At 61.8% G+C, this 17182-nt stretch carries 15 protein-coding genes; 6 read left to right on the top strand and 9 right to left on the bottom strand.

The genetic code is table 11. The features are described from left to right. Positions 1–89 precede the first annotated feature (89 nt). Both ACO08A_RS13800 and ACO08A_RS13795 read right to left on the bottom strand, forming a co-directional pair. On the bottom strand, positions 90–578 hold the full coding sequence (locus ACO08A_RS13800; RefSeq protein ID WP_422041583.1) for a hypothetical protein: 489 nt from the start codon (positions 576–578) through the stop codon (positions 90–92). A gap of 221 nt (positions 579–799) precedes the next feature. Continuing rightward, positions 800–1732: a LysR family transcriptional regulator gene (locus tag ACO08A_RS13795; protein ID WP_422041582.1), complete on the bottom strand. Its 933-nt coding sequence runs from the start codon at positions 1730–1732 to the stop codon at positions 800–802. 296 nt (positions 1733–2028) lie between these two features. Between ACO08A_RS13795 and ACO08A_RS13790 the strand changes: the two genes are divergently transcribed. Beyond that, positions 2029–3291, top strand: a complete 1263-nt coding sequence (locus tag ACO08A_RS13790) for a urate hydroxylase PuuD (RefSeq protein WP_422041581.1) — start codon at positions 2029–2031, stop codon at positions 3289–3291. 141 nt (positions 3292–3432) lie between these two features. Continuing rightward, a complete protein-coding gene (locus ACO08A_RS13785) occupies positions 3433–4767 on the top strand; it encodes an MFS transporter (RefSeq protein ID WP_422041580.1) in 1335 nt (444 codons plus the stop codon). Between the two features lie 38 nt (positions 4768–4805). Here the strand turns inward: ACO08A_RS13785 and ACO08A_RS13780 are convergent, their stop codons facing one another. From ACO08A_RS13780 to ACO08A_RS13750, 7 genes are all read right to left on the bottom strand, one after another. Beyond that, the gene (locus ACO08A_RS13780; RefSeq protein ID WP_422041579.1) at positions 4806–5219 is read right to left on the bottom strand and encodes a hypothetical protein; all 414 of its coding nucleotides are present in this window, start codon (positions 5217–5219) and stop codon (positions 4806–4808) included. Between the two features lie 22 nt (positions 5220–5241). Continuing rightward, positions 5242–6909 carry a hypothetical protein gene (locus ACO08A_RS13775; protein ID WP_422041578.1) on the bottom strand — a complete coding sequence of 556 codons (1668 nt, stop codon included), beginning with the start codon at positions 6907–6909 and terminating at the stop codon, positions 5242–5244. A 4-nt stretch (positions 6910–6913) separates the two neighbouring features. Then, positions 6914–7522 carry a LemA family protein gene (locus ACO08A_RS13770; protein ID WP_422041577.1) on the bottom strand — a complete coding sequence of 203 codons (609 nt, stop codon included), beginning with the start codon at positions 7520–7522 and terminating at the stop codon, positions 6914–6916. Between the two features lie 7 nt (positions 7523–7529). Next, complete coding sequence (locus ACO08A_RS13765; protein ID WP_422041576.1) at positions 7530–8468, bottom strand: hypothetical protein; 939 nt, start codon at positions 8466–8468, stop codon at positions 7530–7532. Continuing rightward, positions 8465–9847 (bottom strand): vWA domain-containing protein, encoded by a 1383-nt coding sequence (locus ACO08A_RS13760; RefSeq protein ID WP_422041575.1) that lies wholly within the window; start codon positions 9845–9847, stop codon positions 8465–8467. The genes ACO08A_RS13765 and ACO08A_RS13760 overlap by 4 nt, the downstream gene beginning before the upstream one ends. Before the next feature lie 181 nt (positions 9848–10028). Then, positions 10029–11678: a serine aminopeptidase domain-containing protein gene (locus ACO08A_RS13755; RefSeq protein WP_422041574.1), complete on the bottom strand. Its 1650-nt coding sequence runs from the start codon at positions 11676–11678 to the stop codon at positions 10029–10031. Between the two features lie 21 nt (positions 11679–11699). Beyond that, on the bottom strand, positions 11700–12227 hold the full coding sequence (locus ACO08A_RS13750; RefSeq protein ID WP_422041573.1) for a hypothetical protein: 528 nt from the start codon (positions 12225–12227) through the stop codon (positions 11700–11702). An 82-nt stretch (positions 12228–12309) separates the two neighbouring features. Between ACO08A_RS13750 and ACO08A_RS13745 the strand changes: the two genes are divergently transcribed. The 4 genes from ACO08A_RS13745 to ACO08A_RS13730 are packed head-to-tail and all read left to right on the top strand — an operon-like array spanning position 12310 to position 17179. Then, entirely contained in the window at positions 12310–13311 is a 1002-nt protein-coding gene (locus tag ACO08A_RS13745; RefSeq protein WP_422041572.1) for a Gfo/Idh/MocA family protein, read from the top strand. 3 nt (positions 13312–13314) lie between these two features. Further along, the gene (locus ACO08A_RS13740; protein WP_422041571.1) at positions 13315–14889 is read left to right on the top strand and encodes an acyl CoA:acetate/3-ketoacid CoA transferase; all 1575 of its coding nucleotides are present in this window, start codon (positions 13315–13317) and stop codon (positions 14887–14889) included. Continuing rightward, positions 14886–15656, top strand: coding sequence for an enoyl-CoA hydratase/isomerase family protein (locus ACO08A_RS13735; RefSeq protein WP_422041570.1), 771 nt, complete (start codon positions 14886–14888; stop codon positions 15654–15656). Before ACO08A_RS13740 ends, ACO08A_RS13735 begins: the two co-directional genes overlap by 4 nt. Next, positions 15656–17179, top strand: a complete 1524-nt coding sequence (locus tag ACO08A_RS13730) for an aldehyde dehydrogenase family protein (RefSeq protein ID WP_422041569.1) — start codon at positions 15656–15658, stop codon at positions 17177–17179. The genes ACO08A_RS13735 and ACO08A_RS13730 overlap by 1 nt, the downstream gene beginning before the upstream one ends. Positions 17180–17182: the final 3 nt, after the last annotated feature.

Here is a 17182-nt window from a genome sequence, read left to right as displayed (position 1 = left end):
AAAAAAGAGGTGAAGGCTTTCCGGAAATTCTTGAAAGAGCTTCCGACCCGCCGCACCTTGCAACAGCGTCGGCGATCTTCTCCACGCGATCAGTTGTCGCCGTTCAGAAGAATGTCCCGGATCGTCTGGATGGTGTCAGGCTTGGCGGCAAAGATGAATGCCCCCGAGCACGGAGCCTGCAACACGGTCATCAGGCCGGGTTCGGGCTGGGCAAGTATGGTCGCGCTCGGCCCTCGGAGTGGCGGCCGCGGGCTGTCCGCCCGGCGCAAGGCAACCAGATACGTGCCCGTCGCGATAGTCTTCGGCTCGCCGAATGTCGAATTGTCCCATGTCACCGTGACAACGCCGGAAGCCTCGCCCTTGAGCACGTCTGTCACGGCAATTTCAAAACGGGCATAGTCGGACAGGTAGCCGGCGTCTTCGCTGATGTCTTTCCAGAGTTCCGGATTGCGCGCCCGCATCTCCGCCCGCCTTTTGCGTGCTTCGACACTCTCCACGATTTCGTATTTCCGGATCTCCCCGACCACGACGGCATCTGCAAGGCGAACATCGTTGATGTCCCTTTGTGCATAGGTCATGCAGGCTTTTGCAGTCGCGCTCGAAGCCGCCAAAATCGCAAAGAAAGACAGAAATTTCAGAACATTGTTCACGTTCAGCCTCAAATGACTTGTGTAACGCAATGAGAAGTCCAACGGGACTCGCGGCCTTCAATTTCTAATAGAAGAAATAGGAAACACCACTCAAAAGGCTGTATTTGCTTACCGGATTGTTAAGCCGCGCTCGTGCCGGTCAAACCCGTTCACCCTTGCGCAAAACCCTGCGCAGCCTTCCCGTCCAGCGCCGCATGGATACGGGCAACCATGAAGTCGAGAAAGAGCCGGACCTTCGGGTCCTGCCGCTTGCGATGCGTAAACAGGCAAGCCATCTGCACCGGCAACGGCGGTTCGGTTTCCAGGACCGGAACCAGTTTTCCTGATGACAGATGGTCGGCGATCTCGAAGACGGGTTTCAATATGATGCCATGGCCGGCCAGGGCCCATTCGGTCAGGACATCGCCATGGTCGGACTCGAACGGTCCCCTGACGGCGACCTTCTTCAGCCCGCCGCCGGTCTGAAGCGGCCACTGGAATTCCGGGGCTCCCGGATATCGCATGTTGAGACAGTCATGCGCGCCGGACGCAAGGTCCTCATGACTTTCAGGCGCACCTTTGCGGGCAATGTAGTCCGGTGATGCGCACAGGACCCGCGCGCAGTCCGCGATCTTCCGGATTTTCAGCGTCGAATCCTCCGGCACGCCAAGGAAAAAGGCCGCATCGAGGCCTTCTCCGGTCAGGTCCACTTTCCGGTCCGACAGCCGCAGGCGGATGTCGATCAGCGGATTGGCCGCCTTGAAGGCGGGGATGGACGGTGCAATCAGCCGCTGCCCCATGCCGATCGGGGCCGCGATGAAGAGCGTGCCCCGGGGCGAGCGCGTCACGTTGCTGATTTCCGCCTCGGCTTCCTCGACCGCTTCGACGATCTTGGTGGCGCCGCGGTAGAACAGGTTGCCGTGTTCCGTGGGACTGAGCGCGCGGGTCGTGCGCTGGAACAGCCGGACATTCAGATGATCTTCGAGCTGCGAAACCCGGGAGGACGCAACGGCGGAGGATATCCTGAGATCGCGCGCGGCGGCGGACATGTTGCCAAGCTCGTAGACACGCAGGAAAGTGCGAATATTCTCCAGGTAGGCCACGCCCCTATTTATCCGTTTTTTTTGAAACTGATCGGAATTATGTCGAGATACCAGAAAATATCAAGGTAGAGTAGGTTACGGACTCACAAGTCGGCCCGTAACGTCGTCACCCGAATCTGAAGTTCGACTCATTTGCAGCGGGCTTCGAACGAACTTCAGATTCAAGAAGGTGACGAGCAAGTTTATATTCCTAGTGCGGTTTACGAATTTTAAGTTCGCTTCGGAGACTGCTGCAGCAATGATGCGAACTTCAAATTCACCGCACTAGGGTGCCTGCATAGGGCTGGAGGGACACCATGCTGGATATCGCCATCATCTGGGAATGGCTCGCATTCGCCGTCAGGTGGCTGCACGTCGTGACAGCCATCGCCTGGATCGGCTCGTCCTTCTATTTCATTGCCCTGGACCTGGGCCTGCGCAAGTCGCCACACCTGCCCGTGGGTGCCTTCGGCGAGGAATGGCAGGTCCATGGCGGCGGCTTCTACCACATCCAGAAGTATCTCGTCGCGCCGGAACACATGCCGGAGCATCTCACCTGGTTCAAATGGGAGAGCTACGCCACCTGGCTGTCGGGTGCGGCCCTCCTGATGATCGTCTACTGGGTCGGCGGCGAACTCTATCTGATCGACCCTGAAAAGGCGGATCTCGCCCTGTGGCAGGGGATCCTGATCTCCGCCGCATCGCTTTCGATCGGCTGGCTCGTCTATGATTTTCTGTGCAAGTCGCCGCTTGGGGACCACCCGACCGTCCTGATGATCCTGCTCTTCATTCTGTTGGTGGCGATGGGCTGGGGCTATGACCAGATCTTCACCGGCCGCGCCACCCTGCTGCATCTCGGCGCTTTCACGGCGACGATCATGACCGCAAACGTGTTCTTCATCATCATCCCTAACCAGAAGATCGTGGTGGCCGACCTGAAGGCCGGGCGCACGCCGGACGCCAAATACGGCAAGATCGCCAAGCTGCGGTCCATGCACAACAACTACCTGACGCTGCCGGTCGTCTTCCTCATGCTGAGCAACCACTATCCGCTCGCATTCGCGTCCGAATACAACTGGGTGATCGCCGCGCTTGTCTTTCTGATGGGCGTCACCATCCGACACTACTTCAACACCAAGCACGCCGGCGGAAAGGCTCCCATGTGGACCTGGCTCGCGACTGCCATCCTGTTCATCTTCATCATTCACCTGAGCATGTTGCCCATGTGGAAGGACGGCAGCTACGAAGCTTCGGAGACCCGTCCCCTGACACCCACCGAACAGGTATTCGCGAGCGCGTCCGGATTTGACGAGATCAGATCCATCGTCCCGGGCCGCTGCGCCATGTGCCACGCACGCGAGCCCGTCTACGAGGGTATCCACTGGGCGCCGAAGGGCGTGGTCCTTGAAACGGATGCCGATATCGTGCGGGCGGCGCGCGAAATCTATCTGCAATCGGGCGTCACCAACGCCATGCCGCCGGCCAATGTCTCCTACATGGAAGAAGACGAGCGTCGCAAGATCGTCGACTGGTACCGCGCTGCACGCGAGAAAGCCCCTTTCGGGGTCGCGCTCCAATAACCTCTGCCGAGGCTGGTTCGCGCGCCTGACCGATCTTGGCAATCGATCGAAAGGAGGGTCAGGCTCCACGGTTTGGCGATGCGCGGCGATGCGTGCTATCCATCAATCGGAACCTGCTCGAACCGGCACCGCGCGTCAAAGATGTTCACCGTTCTGGCCAATCACACATACCGCCATCTTTTCGCCGCCCAGGTCATCGCCCTGTTCGGCACCGGCTTGATGACGGTCGCGCTCGCGCTTCTCGCCTATGACCTCGCAGGAGCAAATGCAGGTGCGGTGCTGGGCACAGCGCTGGCGATCAAGATGATCGTCTACGTGACCCTGTCCCCGCTCGCCGCCGGGTTCGCATCCCGTTTTCCGCGCAGGGCATGGCTGGTTGGCCTTGACCTTGTGCGCGCGGCAACGGCTGTTGCACTGCCTTTCGTGGATGCCGTCTGGCAGATCTACGTCCTGATCGCTGTCCTTCAGTCCGCGTCGGCCGCTTTCACCCCGGCATTTCAGGCGACGATCCCGGATATCCTCAAGGACGAGCAGGACTATACCAACGCCTTGTCCCTGTCGCGCATGGCCTATGATCTTGAGAACCTTCTCAGCCCGGTCGTCGCGGCTGTCCTGATCGGCCTTGTCGGTTATCACTGGCTTTTCAGCGGCACCGTCGTCGGCTTTCTGGTCTCCGCGGGTCTTGTTCTAACAGTTACGATTCCCGCCATTGCCGCCACAAGCGGCGTCTCGCCCTGGCAGCGGATCTCGCAGGGCATGCGCATCTATCTGCAGACACCGAGGCTGCAGGGCCTGCTCGCCCTCAACCTCACCGTTGCCGCCGCGGGCGCTATCGTGATCGTGAATTCCGTGGTGGTGGTCAAGAGCCTGCTCGGCGGCAGCGACACGGATCTTGCCCTTGCCATGGCAGCCTATGGCGGCGGCTCGATGGTGGCCGCGCTCGCCCTTCCCCGCCTGCTGCGGACGGTGAGCGACCGAAGTGTGATGCTGTCGGGTGCATGTGTCCTGCCCTGCGTTCTGCTCGCGTTTGCAGTTGTCGCGACAAGATTGCAAGCGCAGGACCTTTGGCCGCTCCTGCTCGGTGTATGGTTCGTGATGGGAACGGCAAGTTCAGCAATCATGGTGCCTTCGGGCCGATTGCTGCGAAACTCGGCGCATGCCGAAGACAGACCGATGGTCTTCGCCGCCCAGTTCGCGCTTTCGCATGGCTGCTGGCTGATCGCCTATCCGCTCGCCGGCTGGCTGGGTTCGAGCGCGGGCCTTCAGACAACAATGCTCGCACACGCCGGTCTTGCGATCGCCGGAACGCTGGCCGCGATGAAACTTTGGCCACCGGCAGACAGCAGGATACTGGCACACGAACACCCCGAGCTGCCGGCAGATCATCCGCATCTGCGGGACGCCGCCGGGAAGCGTCACGCACATGCCTTTGTCATCGATGCCCTGCACGCAAGCTGGCCGACGGAACGCGGCTGACGCACAGGGCGGCCTCCTTGTCCCGCCACTCGTTGGAATTAGCGGCCGAGGATCGGGTCGAGATAGATGCCGGGAACGAAACCGGTCATGCCATAGTGGTCGATCCGGCACCAAACGCCCCCGAGCATTTCACGTTTGGCCTCGGGACTTGCGTCTTCAAAATCGAGCGGCACGATCTCGGGGAAACAGTTCAGGACGAGGATTTCGCTGGCCGACCTTGTGAGACTGCCGACGGTTGCCGCCCCGCGATCTCCTGACGCCCGCACGACAAGACGCATGCCGTCCGGGACATTCCGAAGCCTGTAGGCAGGTCCCCAGACACCGAAACCGGGCAGATCGGCGGTTTCGGCCGGATCGGATGCGGCGGTCTGAGCAGGAGCAGTCCTTGTGTCCATGCCCGCAAGAAACAGGCAGGCGAGAACAAGGGGCAGCTTTGAAAACACGGGAGGCATCGCTCTGCTCCGGGCAAGTGGGTTATCGGACAAGCCCGGCCTGCCTGGCCTCCGCCAGTGCATTCCGGCAGATCCGGGCGCCGCTGGGATCCAGCGTTTCGACGCGGTGTTTCTTCAAGATGGCGGCGAAGCCGTCGATATCGGCGGAAAAACCCAGCCGGATCGTGACGATCATCGCGTTTCCAAGTTCAATGCACGAATTGCCGGCAGCCGGGCCGGTGCTCTCGGCAACTCCGGGCGGGGCGGTTCGACCGTCCTGCCCTTCCGGGTTGAATTCCGGAATGAAATCGCTCTGATCGATGCCGATTTCGACACCGCCTGCAATCATCGTCGCCGGGTCCTCGCCTTGTTGCACAAGCGCCGCGCCGCCTGACTGCGCCAGCATTGCCCAGGGCCGGTTGTCGTTTGCAATCAGTCCGGCGGCGATCAGCTCCGCCATGACGAAGGCACATTGCCTCGGTTGCGCCGACGCGACGCTGACGATGCCCTGGACCGCCAGGATCTTCAAAGCTGCAGACCGCGTTTCGCGAGACGTCCCGCGCAAAAGGGGACTGACGGCAGGCTGCAGGATCACGCAGGCCTCCACGAGCAGGGCACCCTGCCCTGCAGCGCCGATGCCCGGGTCACCGACTGCTGTACCCGCCGGCGGTGCGATCGTTTGAGCGGACTGGGAACCGGACGGTGACGGCGTCTCCTTCGGGCTTGGCCGGGGCGCTGGAACGGCTCCGCCGGGAGCGGCCGCGGTACTGCCGACGCCGCCATTTTCGGCAAGTTTCCAGAGACCTTCATTCTGTGCGATCAGGTCGAGCGCTCTCCGGCACGCGCCGGGATCTCCCGTCGCATCGGTGCTCTTCACACCCGCAATGACATAAATGCCGCGAAGATCCTGCACCTGCCGGGTTCCCGCCTGCCGGTTGATGATGGCGGTAATGCGTGCCAACTCCACGCATGGATTGCCGCCGCCGGCAACAGGGGGCTGAGGATTGGGGACCGGCCCGCTTCCGGGCGCCGGAGCAGACGCTGCCGGCTGCGATCCGGACGGCAGGGTCTGAACCGCGAGGTTCAGGCTGATCTCCATGGAGGCAATCTGGTTTTGCCCGACCAGAACGAGGCTCGCCGACGCATTGCCCAGTCCGTCGAAACGCACCGAAACATTCATCGGCATACCGCCCCAGCTGCCGAACCCGCCTGTCCAGGGACCCGCGCCGCTTCCCGAAAGGCGAATCGGCGCATCGGTCACTTCGCGCGGCAGGACGAGAGTGGCGGCGGTTGGCGAGGATTTTTCGATCCGGACCGTCCCGGTCGCGTCAACGGGCGTCGGCTGCGTCACTCCGGCGGCCGTTACCTTGCCGCTGCCTCCGGTGACACCGTAAATATAGGTCCCGAGAACGTCTGCCGAGGTCATCAGACCGGGTGCCTGAACCGGGCTGTTGGAGATGTGCCGCATGTCGACCCAGCCGTTGAGACCGGGAAACGCAATGACGCACATCGTGCCTTCGCACTGGTTCGTCACGTTGATGCCACAGGTTCCGACGCCGATGCCGCCGAGCACCGGACCATTCGTCGACGGCGCATCATAGACCCGCAGCGAGTTCCCGCTCGGAGCCGAGGCGACACAGGTCTCCGGCGACGCTGCCGCCGGAGAAAGAGCCAGCAGCAGGAACGCGGCGCAAAGAAAAATCCGCTTCATCAGTTCACGTCCTCTCGCTTTGGGGCGGAACGGCGAGCTGCAGGTCTTCGACGGAAGGATCCTGCGACACAAGCTTCATCTCCGCGTCATCCAGGCGGAACATTTCCGAAGGTTTGAGCCCGTTGAGACCCGCGACGAAGTTCCACGGAATGGAGGCGGACCGCGTGTTGTAGGCCTGGACGTTTCCGTTGTAGATCCTGCGCGCGGCGGCCACCTGATCCTCGGTTTCCTCCAGCTGCTTTTGCAGAAGGGCGAGGTTCTCGTTTGCGGTGATTTCCGGATTGTCTTCGGTATAGGCAAACAGCTGTCCGAGCGCCTGGCTCAATCCTGCTTCGGCCAGGGCGATGTCGGCGTGACGGTCGGTGGCCATCGCTTCCAGGGCGGCGCTCCGCGCCGATACGATCTTGTCGAGAATTGCCTGTTCGTGGCCAAGGGCCGTTCGCGCAGCCTGAACCAGATTGGGCACAAGCGCATGGCGCCGCTTGAGCTGGACGGTAATGCCCGACCAGGCTTCGTCCACGCGGAAACTCGCGGCCATCAGCGAGTTGTAGCAGAGCACATAGGTCCCGGCGACAACGGCCACCAGAAGCATCAATATCAGCACAACCGTCATGGCGAGTTCACTCCGCGTAGTGTTTGAAGGAAACGGACGCTTCGGCAAAATCGCCGACGGCCTCCTGGACGAAGGCGTGCAGTGTCGCATCGTCCATGCTTTGCAGGTTTCGGAAGCCGGCGAAGTAGACGCTGTCCCTGTCGATGATGACCCGCGCCGCATACCTGTCCGCGAGGTCCAGGAGCCTGGCTTGGAGGGCGGGTGTGAGGACCTGCAGCGTTTCGACCGAGAGCCGGTCGAGCCGGCCCTGGTCTTTCCGTTCGGTCACGCGGATGTTAAAGGCGTTGTTGAACGCGATGCTCTCGGTTTTCAGATCCCTGTCGAGCGGTCCGACAGCACTCAGATTTTCAGGCATCAGCACGAGCCGGACCGAGGCGTCGCGATCCAGCCGGTAAGCGGCGACCATCATCAGGACATTGCCCTGGGCACCCGCACCCGGCGACACGGTGTTCTGCTTCGGCCCGCCGAACAGCGCGGTCGAGGAATGCGCTCCGAGGCCGACCCACAAGGGGGTTCCGTTCTCCGCCACGCCCCACATTTCGCTTTCGACCACGAGGGGGATTGACCCGCCGACCCGCAACTTGAACACTTCGGGGACCTGCTGCCGGATCTTCTGCAGGCGGATGTCCGGGATCTTCGCCCGGAACCGAAACCCGAGCGTCTCTGCGGCCGAGCGGAGACGGTTCAGCCTGTCCTTTGATGCACCCGTCAGGTGATCGATGGCAAAACCACCGGCCATTCCGACCGTAACCAGGACAAATCCGAGGGGCCTCAGGCTGTCGCTGAACATGGCAAGCAGGAAACCTGGAACCGACAGCAGGAAGAGCGGCACTTCCAGCTTCTTGAACGACGCAGGCAGGAGAGGCTTGGCGCGTTCCAGCCGTGCCTCGACAGCCGGCTGAATGCGTGCTTCGAACGGATCCCAGTATGTAGTCTGCGCGCTCATGGGAACACGAGATCGATCGTCTGGTCCGCTGCCGGCGCAATGTCGACCACCTCGACCACGGGATCCCGCTTGCTCTTGTCCCAGGCTTCCGCGCGTATGGCATATCGGCCCGGCAAGAGCAGGATCGGATCGCCGCCGATCCGCATGGCGAGAAATTCGTCGTTGTTTTCGGTGCTTTCGCCTTCGTAGATCTGGAACCTGACATCGAATGTCGTCAGCTCGCTGCCGTCCCGGTTGAAGGCGCGGAACAGAACTTTCGAGGTCGCCGCAATGATCTCGGCCTGCACCGTTTTCCCGGTCGGAACGTCGATGTCGACACTGCCGGGCGACATCTTGTCGAGCCGCGTGATGACAAGGTTTGCCCGGTACTGGCCGCTGGGAACGACCGCGACGAGGTTTTGCGTATAGGCGGAAAACGTCTCGCCCGTGACCCGGTTTTCAATGTCCCAGCGGAAGTCCACGTCTGACAGCTTGATGTCCTGGTTTGCCATGATAGCAGCGAGGTCGAGCTGTCCGGCTCCCAGGACAAGATTGACTTCCGTCAGCTCGGTATCGGAAACGGTGATGCGTTCGGAAGCCGAACTGCCCCTGTCCGTCCGGGCTGTCAGCAGATAGGAACCCGGCTCCAGTCTTGCGCTGAAACGCGGCAGGGCCAGCAGCGTGATTTCCTCGCCGCCGCTCTCAGGTGCGGCACTCCAGAAAACCCGGACACCGTCAGCGTCGGTCAGTGCCTGCGCCCCTTCTTCCAGGCTGACCGAAACGGAGATGTTCTTGGAAAGTGACGCCGCGGGTGGCGCCGGGGCGGGAGCGGGGGCCGGAACAGGGGTCGGAGCCAGGGCAACGGTCTGCTGAAGCGCTTCGCCAAGACTGGCCGCATCGTCGGCATTCAGGAACAGTCCCCCGGTGTTTTCGGCAAGACAGGCGACCTGACCGCTTTCTTCCGCGGTGAGGCCGAACCCGATCACATGCGCGGTGAAATCGATGCCCAGCGCTTCCAGCTCCGATGCAACGGCACAGGGATCAGCCTCACAGGTTTCGATACCGTCCGTGATCAGGATCACCGTCGCCTTGTCTTCCTGATAGCGCAGTGCGTCAGCTGCGCGCCTGACGGCTCTTGTAAGCGGGGTCTTGCCTTTCGGGTTGAGCGATTGCACCGACGAAACCAGCGCGCCTGATTGGGTCGCGGCGGGCCCAATCGGCACAAGCGTCTCGATGTCGTTGCAGTCTCCCTTGCGGTTATGGCCATAGGCGACCAGACCAACTTCCAGGTCCGGCGGCAATTGCGTCGCCACGCGGGCAAGCGTCTCGCGCGCCGTGACGATCTTCGCCTGCCCGTCGATCTGTCCCCACATCGACCCCGAGCCGTCGAACACGAACATCGCGCGTCCGGGCGAAAGCTCCTGCGCGGTCAGAGGCGACAGGGCGCAAGATATTAAAAAACATAGAAAAAACAGTTTGGAAAAAAGCGCATGCATCCGCAATCGTCCTTGGATCGGCTAACGCCGTTAGGAAAACATGCGGTCCGCTGCAAAGACAGCTATCGATTCCCTTAGGTCACTGTCAGTCGGTAGCGTCCAGGAACCTGACCCAGTCCTTCCAGTGACTGAACGGCAGGCTGTGCCCGGCGTTTTCCACCAGCGACACCCGCGCCTCCAGCCGCTCGGCAAAGGCCAGGATGCGCTCCGGACGGATCGACCGGTTCTGGGTTCCATGCACGAAATGGACGGGAACATTTGCCGGCTGCAAACTGCGTTCCCAATCGGAGGCCACGAACCGGCAATCGTTGATGAAGCTGTCGGACCCGGCTTCCACATGGAACAGGTGGCCCTGCCAGAAAAGATCCAGAAGATGCGGGTCCTGACAGGCATCCAGATCTGCAGGTGCGCCCCCGAAAACCGTTTGCGCAAAGCCGCCAGGGCCATCGCGTTTGAGCCGTTTGTCGCCGATCTTCGCCATATAGCTCAGCAGGGACACGGAAACGCGCGGCAGGATTGCGAATAGCTTCTGTTGCGGTGGCGCGCTGGCGAAATCCTGGAAAGAGCGCATCGGTGGCTGCGCTGAAACGCAAAGAAGCTCGGACACGCGGTCCTGCAGTTGGGGCAGACACAGAAGCGCGAAAATGCTGCCCACGTCAAAGGCGACCAGCGACACCCTGTCCACCTCAAGCTGATCGAGCATCTGGCGCAGGTCACGGGCGTAACGCTTCGGGTCCAGGAGCAAAATGTCATGCCCGTCGCTCTGCCCGTGCCAGGGACGTGCCGGAGACAGAAAGCGGATGCCGGACTGTGCAAAGTGGCGGGCGGCGGCATTCGGCATGCGATTGCCGCAAAGACAACCGTGCAGGAACAGGACGGTCCTGCCCTCGGGCGCCCCCTGTTCGAGATAGTCCAGCTTGCGCCCGTCCGCGAGTTCCAGTTGGAACCGAGTCGAGTTCGCAGCTTTGTGCGCGCCCGGGGACCGTCTGCTTGATGATGCCGCAACCGCCTTGGCAAGATCGGTCAGTTCCCCGGTCCCGCGCGACCGCGTCTTCATGATCATCGACTTGATCTGCTGCCGCACCGTCTCGACCGACCTGTTTCGTGCCTCGGCAATTTCCGACGGCGCGTGCCCGCCGACGAGAAGCGACAGGACATCGGTCTCCGACGGTGTCAGACCGTAAAGGCTCTGCATGGCAAGACTTGCACCAGGCCGCCAGAGGCTTTCAACCCCGCACAGGCGCCACTCCGGGATGGAAGACGTTGTCTCGGTCTTTGTCAGCGCCAGCAGTACCTGCTTGCCGGTTCCCCGCGTCGGTATGCGGACAACGGGCCAGTCGCTCAATTTTCCGGACACGGCGTCACGGACAAGCTGCAGACCGTCGTCATCGATCGGCAGGTCTTCAAGCCATGTACCGGACATTGCGCCCAGCAGTGTTTCTGCAAGGTCGTTGACTTTCGTGACCTTCAGGTCCGTCCCGATGGTCAATTCCGGGCGATCGTCCTCCAGGACCGGTTTCGGCAGGTTCGACAGCAACTGTTCCGCCGTCTCGAAATGCGTTTCGATGTCGCGCTTGCGGCGGAGAAGTTCCTTGCGCGCGCTCGGATCCGAGAGGCTGCCCTCCGCCAGATGGATCAACTCGTCGAACTTGTCCTGATCGAGAATGGCGCTGTAAGCGTGCGCAATCATGTCGTCGAGCCGCGCCGGATCGGGTCCTTTTCCTGAGTCGCTCAAACTGCGTCCACGCCCCCGTCTTCAGAAATTGACGATGAAAATTTTTTCAATGGTCCAGACGAATGTAGCGCCAGCTCCGGTGCAATCAACGGCATACCCAAATTTGGTCATGCCTTTGGGGAAGCCCTCTGTTAGCGAATATGAGATGTGCAAATTCGGCGGTGCGGAGGACATAGATTGACCGACGTTGAAACGGATGACTTTGAACCGGAACACCTGACGCACCGCGAAATTCAGTGCCTGCAACAGCTTGCCGTAGGTGAACGGCCACAAAGGATTGCGGCAATCCTCGGAATTGCGCCCATCACGGTTGAATTTCATATCCGGAACGCGCGGCGCAAGCTGGGTGCGAAGACTCGGGAACACGCGATCGCGATCGTTGTTTCCAGAGGGCTCCTGCCGGACAGGTCTGCGCAGGGTCTCGCACGGACACAGAAACTTCCCCTCAAGGCCGTCGTCTCCATCTGAAGCGCCGGACCGGACACCCGATCGGCGCGTGATGCAACAGTCCCGGGCTGCTTGAAAAACAAAAGCAGCGATTTTTCTCATTCCCTCTATTGACAACTTGGAACGTTCCAAGTTTTATGCGATCAACAAATTGGAACGTTCCAAAAATCCTCGGGAGGTATGCATGCGTTGGGCCCTGATCGGTGCGAGCCGAATTGCATCCGGATATGTGATCGATGCGATCCGTACTCAGGACGGGGCCGAGGTTTGCTCTGTTCTGAGCTCGAATGCGGAAAGAGGCGCGGCCTTCGCTCAGGAAAATGCCATACCGGAGAGTTTCACCGATCTGGACGCCCAGCTGGCAGACGACACCGTGGACGCCGTCTACATTTCCACCACGAACGAAAAACACCATCCTCAGGCGATGGCGGCAATCGCCGCCGGCAAGCATGTCCTGTGCGAAAAACCGCTGGCGATGACGCTTGAAGATGCCGTCGAGATGGTTCGCGCGGCGCGTGAAAAGGGTGTTGTTTTTGCGACCAACCATCACCTGCGCAACGCCGGCTCGCATCTGGCCATAAGAGACCTGATCTCTTCCGGACGGATCGGCAGCGTCTTGAGCGCCCGCGTGTTTCACGCGGTCAACCTGCCGGAGCACCTGCGCGGCTGGCGGATCAACGATGCGTCTGCCGGCGGCGGCGTCATCCCCGATATCGTTGTCCACGATGCCGACACCATCCGCTTTCACCTTTCCGAAGACCCGGTTGATGTGGTGGCAAAAGCCGGAACCTCCGGGATGGGCGAAGGTGTCGAGGACAGCGTCATGTCTGTCTGGTCCATGCCGTCCGGCACCATGGTGCAGACCCACGAAAGCTTTACCCACGGGTTTGCCGGCACCGGCATCGAGTTTCACGGGACGGAAGGATCGATATTCGCCCGCAACGTCATGACCCAGCAGCCGGTCGGTGAAATCAGGCTCGTCGACGCCGGCGGCGAAAGCGATGTCCCGTTCGAGACCCACAACCTCTATCACCGCGCTCTCAGCCTGTTCACCGATGCCGTCCGCGTAAACGGCACGCCCTCTGCCGACGGTGTCGACGGCATCAAGTCCCTGGCCGTTGCCCATGCCGTTCGCCTGGCCGCGCAGAGCGGCAAGACCGAACGCGTCGACTACGGAGGGTTCTGACCCATGTCTTCCAAGATTGTCACCGTCGAAGCAGCTGTCGCGAAAATCGCGGACGATGCTGTCGTCACGGTTTCCTCTTCCTCCGGCCTCGGGTGCCCCGACAAAATTCTTCAAGCCATCGGCGAGAGGTTCGACAAGGAAGGGCACCCGAGGAACCTGACGACAATCCACCCGATTGCCGCCGGTGACATGTACGGGATCAAGGGGATCGACCACATTGCGAAGGACGGGCTCCTGTCGACGATCATCGCGGGCTCCTACCCCTCCGGCCCGTCTTCGCTGCCGATGCCGGACATCTGGCAGATGCTGGTCGACAACCGCGTCGCCGCCTACAACGTTCCCTCCGGCATCCTGTTCGACATGCACCGCGACGTCGCCGCACGCCGCCCGGGCGTGATGACCAAGGTCGGCCTGGACACATTTGTCGATCCCATCCGCCAGGGCTGCGCCATGAACGACGCTGCCGCCGGAAAGCCGATCGTTTCCCGGATTGAACTCGGCGGCGAAACCTGGCTGCACTTTCCGAATATCGTTCCCGATGTTGCCATCATCCGGGCAACCACATCGGACGAGCGCGGCAACCTCACCTACGAACATGAAGGCGCGTATCTGGGCGGGCTGGAGCAGGCAATTGCCGTGCGCAACCACGGCGGCCTCGTCATTGCCCAGGTAAAGCGCGTGACCGCGTCCGGCTCCCTGCGGCCCCATGACGTTCGCGTACCGGGACATCTCGTCGATCTCGTGGTCGTGGATCCGGACCAGCGTCAGACAACGGAAACCGACTACGACCCGGCGATCTCCGGCGAGATCATGCGCCCCTGGTCGAGTTTTTCGCTTGCAGAACACGGTATCGAGAAAGTCGTTGCCCGGCGCGCCGCGATGGAACTGAGCAGGGGGCAGACCGCCAATCTCGGTTTCGGGATTTCCGCCATGGTGCCACGCGTCCTCCTGGAGGCCGGACAGGAACAGGCGGTCACCTGGGCGATCGAGCAAGGCGCCACCGGCGGCATGCCGCTGACGGGCTTCGCCTTCGGCTGTGCCTCCAACGCCGATGCCTACATGCCGTCGCCGCAGCAATTCACCTATTTCCAGGGCGGCGGTTTCGACGTCTCGTTCCTGTCCTTCCTTGAAATCGACCTTGAAGGCAACGTCAACGTCTCGAAACTCGGCAAGAAGCCCTACCTGACGGCCGGCTGCGGCGGGTTCGTCGACATCACCGCGAATGCCGGCAAGATCGTCTTCTCGGGCCTTTTCGAAGCCGGCGCCGACCTCGATCTCTCTGACGAGGGGCTGACCGTAAAGTCTCCGGGCAAGTTCACCAAGATGGTGGACGAGGTCGAGCACGTTACCTTCTCCGGCCGCCGTGCACGGGAACTCGGACAGGAAGTCCTCTATGTCACCGAGCGCTGCGTCATCCAGCTGACCGACAGCGGCCTGCTTGCAACCGAAATCATGCCGGGCATCGACGCGCAGCGTGATATCGTCGATGCCTCCGCGGGCCGTGTCCGGCTTGCCAATGATCTGAAGGAAATGCCGAAAGCGCTTTTGCGGCGTGAAGCGATGGAGCTGCACCTGTGAGCGCGCTTCATCTCATCACTGACGGCCCGGTCGCCGAACTCCGGCTCGACAACCCGGCGAAGCTCAACGCCTTCACCACCGATATGCTGGCGGCGATCGAGCCCCATTGCGCGGCCATCGAAAAAGATCCCGCCATTCGGGCAGTCGTCATCAGCGCCGAAGATGCCAAGGCCTTTTGCGCAGGCGCGGATATCATCGCCTGGTCGGAACTTGGCCCCTGGGACTTCGCCCGGCACTGGGTGCGGGAGGGCCACCGGTTGTTCGATCGCGTCGCCCGCCTCTCCAAGCCGACCGTCGCCGCCATGGGTGGCCACGCCTTCGGTGGCGGGCTGGAATTCGCCGCGACCGCGGACATCCGCGTGATGGCCCCGAGCGCGACCCTGGCGCTTCCCGAAGCCTCCGTCGGCATTGTACCCGGCTGGTCCGGCACGCAACGCCTCATCCGCCTTCTAGGCGAACCGGTCGTGAAGGAGATGGCGCTCTTCGGCCGCAGGATCTCCGCCGAGCGCGCGCATGCCCTGGGCTTTGCCGCCGAGCTGGCCGACGACCCGCGCGCCAGGGCCTTTGAACTGGCGGAGGCTCTCGTGGGCAAGTCCCCGTGTGCCATCGAAGTTGCCAAATACATGATCCACGCGGCTGCCGGCGAAGACCGCAGCGCCATGGTCGAGGCGCTCGGCGCAGGCATGATCGGCCAGACGGCAGACCGAACGGAAGGCGTCGCCGCCTTCCGCGAAAAACGCAAACCGGAATTTCCTGGGAATCAATGATGAGTGATCTCAACGTCATCTCCATTAGTGAAGCTAAGATTCCAGCCGAGCCTTTCGTCGCCCGTCACTTGATCGACGGTGCCTGGCGCGTCAGTGCGGATGCAGCGACCTTCGAAAGGACATCGCCTTCGCACGGGTCCGTGGTGACGATCGCCAGCAAGGGCGGCAAGGCTGACGCGGACGCCGCAATCGCCGCCGCCAGGCTGGCCTTTGACAAGGGCCGCTGGTCACGCACGAGCGGCAAGGACCGCGCCACGCTTTTGCTGAAAGTTGCGGACCTGATCGACCGGGACCGGGAGCGGATCGCGCTCATGGAAACGCTCGAATCCGGCAAGCCGATCAGCCAGGCAAAGGCGGAGATCGAGGGGGCCGCCGATATCTGGCGCTTCGCCGCCTCGCTCGCGCGCACCATGCATGGGGAAAGCCACAACTCGCTCGGGAGCGACTTTCTCGGCCTGGTTCTGAAGGAACCCATCGGTGTCGTGTCCATCATCACGCCGTGGAATTTCCCCTTCCTGATCGTCTCCCAGAAGCTTCCCTTCGCGCTCGCGGCAGGCTGCACGGCAGTGATCAAGCCTTCCGAGATGACACCCGCGACAACGGTGATCATGGGAGAGCTTCTGCTTGAAGCCGGTCTTCCCGCCGGTGTGGTGAACATCGTTCTGGGCTTTGGCGATCCGGTTGGAACGGCGATGACCCAGGACAGGCGCGTCGACATGGTGACCTTCACCGGCTCGACAGGCGTCGGCAAGGCCATCGTCAAGGCGGCAAGCGGAACCTTGAAGAAGGTATCCCTTGAACTGGGCGGCAAGAACCCGCAGGTGATCTTTCCCGATGCCGACCTGGAAAATGCCGCCGACGCGGTCGCGTTCGGCGTCTATTTCAATGCCGGCGAGTGCTGCAATTCCGGTTCCCGCATCATTGTGCACGAGGACATCGCGGACGAATTCGTTGCGCGGACAATCGCCCTGTCCCGCAAGGTTCCGTTCGGCGACCCGCTGGATCCGTCGACCAAGGTCGGCGCGATCATCACGCCCGAGCATCAGAAGAAGATCGACAGCTATGTTCAGGACGCGAAGGCGGCTGGCGCCGACGTGCCGCTCGGCGGCAGTGCCCTGGAAGTTCCGGGGCTGAACGGCCAGTTCTATCAGCCGACGGTCGTCACCAATGTGGCCGGTTCCATGGCCATCGCGCGCGAGGAAGTGTTCGGCCCCGTGCTCTCGGTTCTGACCTTCAGGACGCTCGATGAAGCCATCGACCTGGTCAACGATGCCGACTACGGTCTGTCTGCCGGTGTGTGGAGCGAAAACGTGCATACCTGCCTGGAATTCGCCCGCCGTGCCAACGCCGGGACCGTCTGGACCAACACCTGGATGGACGGTTTCGCGGAGCTGCCCTTTGGCGGCTACAAGGAAAGCGGACAGGGACGTGAGCTCGGCAAATACGGTCTCGACGAGTTCCTGGAAGCAAAAACGGTCACCATGAAAATCGGCAAATCGCGCGATCCGTGGGTGCCTGCATGACGG

This window comes from Roseibium sp., from assembly GCF_965232425.1.
Lineage (GTDB): Bacteria > Pseudomonadota > Alphaproteobacteria > Rhizobiales > Stappiaceae > Roseibium.
This window is presented reverse-complemented; position numbering and strand designations above follow the sequence as displayed.

Coding starts and splice junctions, on each gene's coding strand:
- ACO08A_RS13800 (WP_422041583.1), bottom strand. CDS start 578: ATGACCTATGCACAAAGGGACATCAACGATGTTCGCCTTGCAGATGCC.
- ACO08A_RS13790 (WP_422041581.1), top strand. CDS start 2,029: ATGCTGGATATCGCCATCATCTGGGAATGGCTCGCATTCGCCGTCAGG.
- ACO08A_RS13785 (WP_422041580.1), top strand. CDS start 3,433: ATGTTCACCGTTCTGGCCAATCACACATACCGCCATCTTTTCGCCGCC.
- ACO08A_RS13780 (WP_422041579.1), bottom strand. CDS start 5,219: ATGCCTCCCGTGTTTTCAAAGCTGCCCCTTGTTCTCGCCTGCCTGTTT.
- ACO08A_RS13775 (WP_422041578.1), bottom strand. CDS start 6,909: ATGAAGCGGATTTTTCTTTGCGCCGCGTTCCTGCTGCTGGCTCTTTCT.
- ACO08A_RS13770 (WP_422041577.1), bottom strand. CDS start 7,522: ATGACGGTTGTGCTGATATTGATGCTTCTGGTGGCCGTTGTCGCCGGG.
- ACO08A_RS13765 (WP_422041576.1), bottom strand. CDS start 8,468: ATGAGCGCGCAGACTACATACTGGGATCCGTTCGAAGCACGCATTCAG.
- ACO08A_RS13760 (WP_422041575.1), bottom strand. CDS start 9,847: ATGTTCGTGTTCGACGGCTCGGGGTCGATGTGGGGACAGATCGACGGG.
- ACO08A_RS13750 (WP_422041573.1), bottom strand. CDS start 12,227: ATGAGAAAAATCGCTGCTTTTGTTTTTCAAGCAGCCCGGGACTGTTGC.
- ACO08A_RS13745 (WP_422041572.1), top strand. CDS start 12,310: ATGCGTTGGGCCCTGATCGGTGCGAGCCGAATTGCATCCGGATATGTG.
- ACO08A_RS13740 (WP_422041571.1), top strand. CDS start 13,315: ATGTCTTCCAAGATTGTCACCGTCGAAGCAGCTGTCGCGAAAATCGCG.
- ACO08A_RS13730 (WP_422041569.1), top strand. CDS start 15,656: ATGAGTGATCTCAACGTCATCTCCATTAGTGAAGCTAAGATTCCAGCC.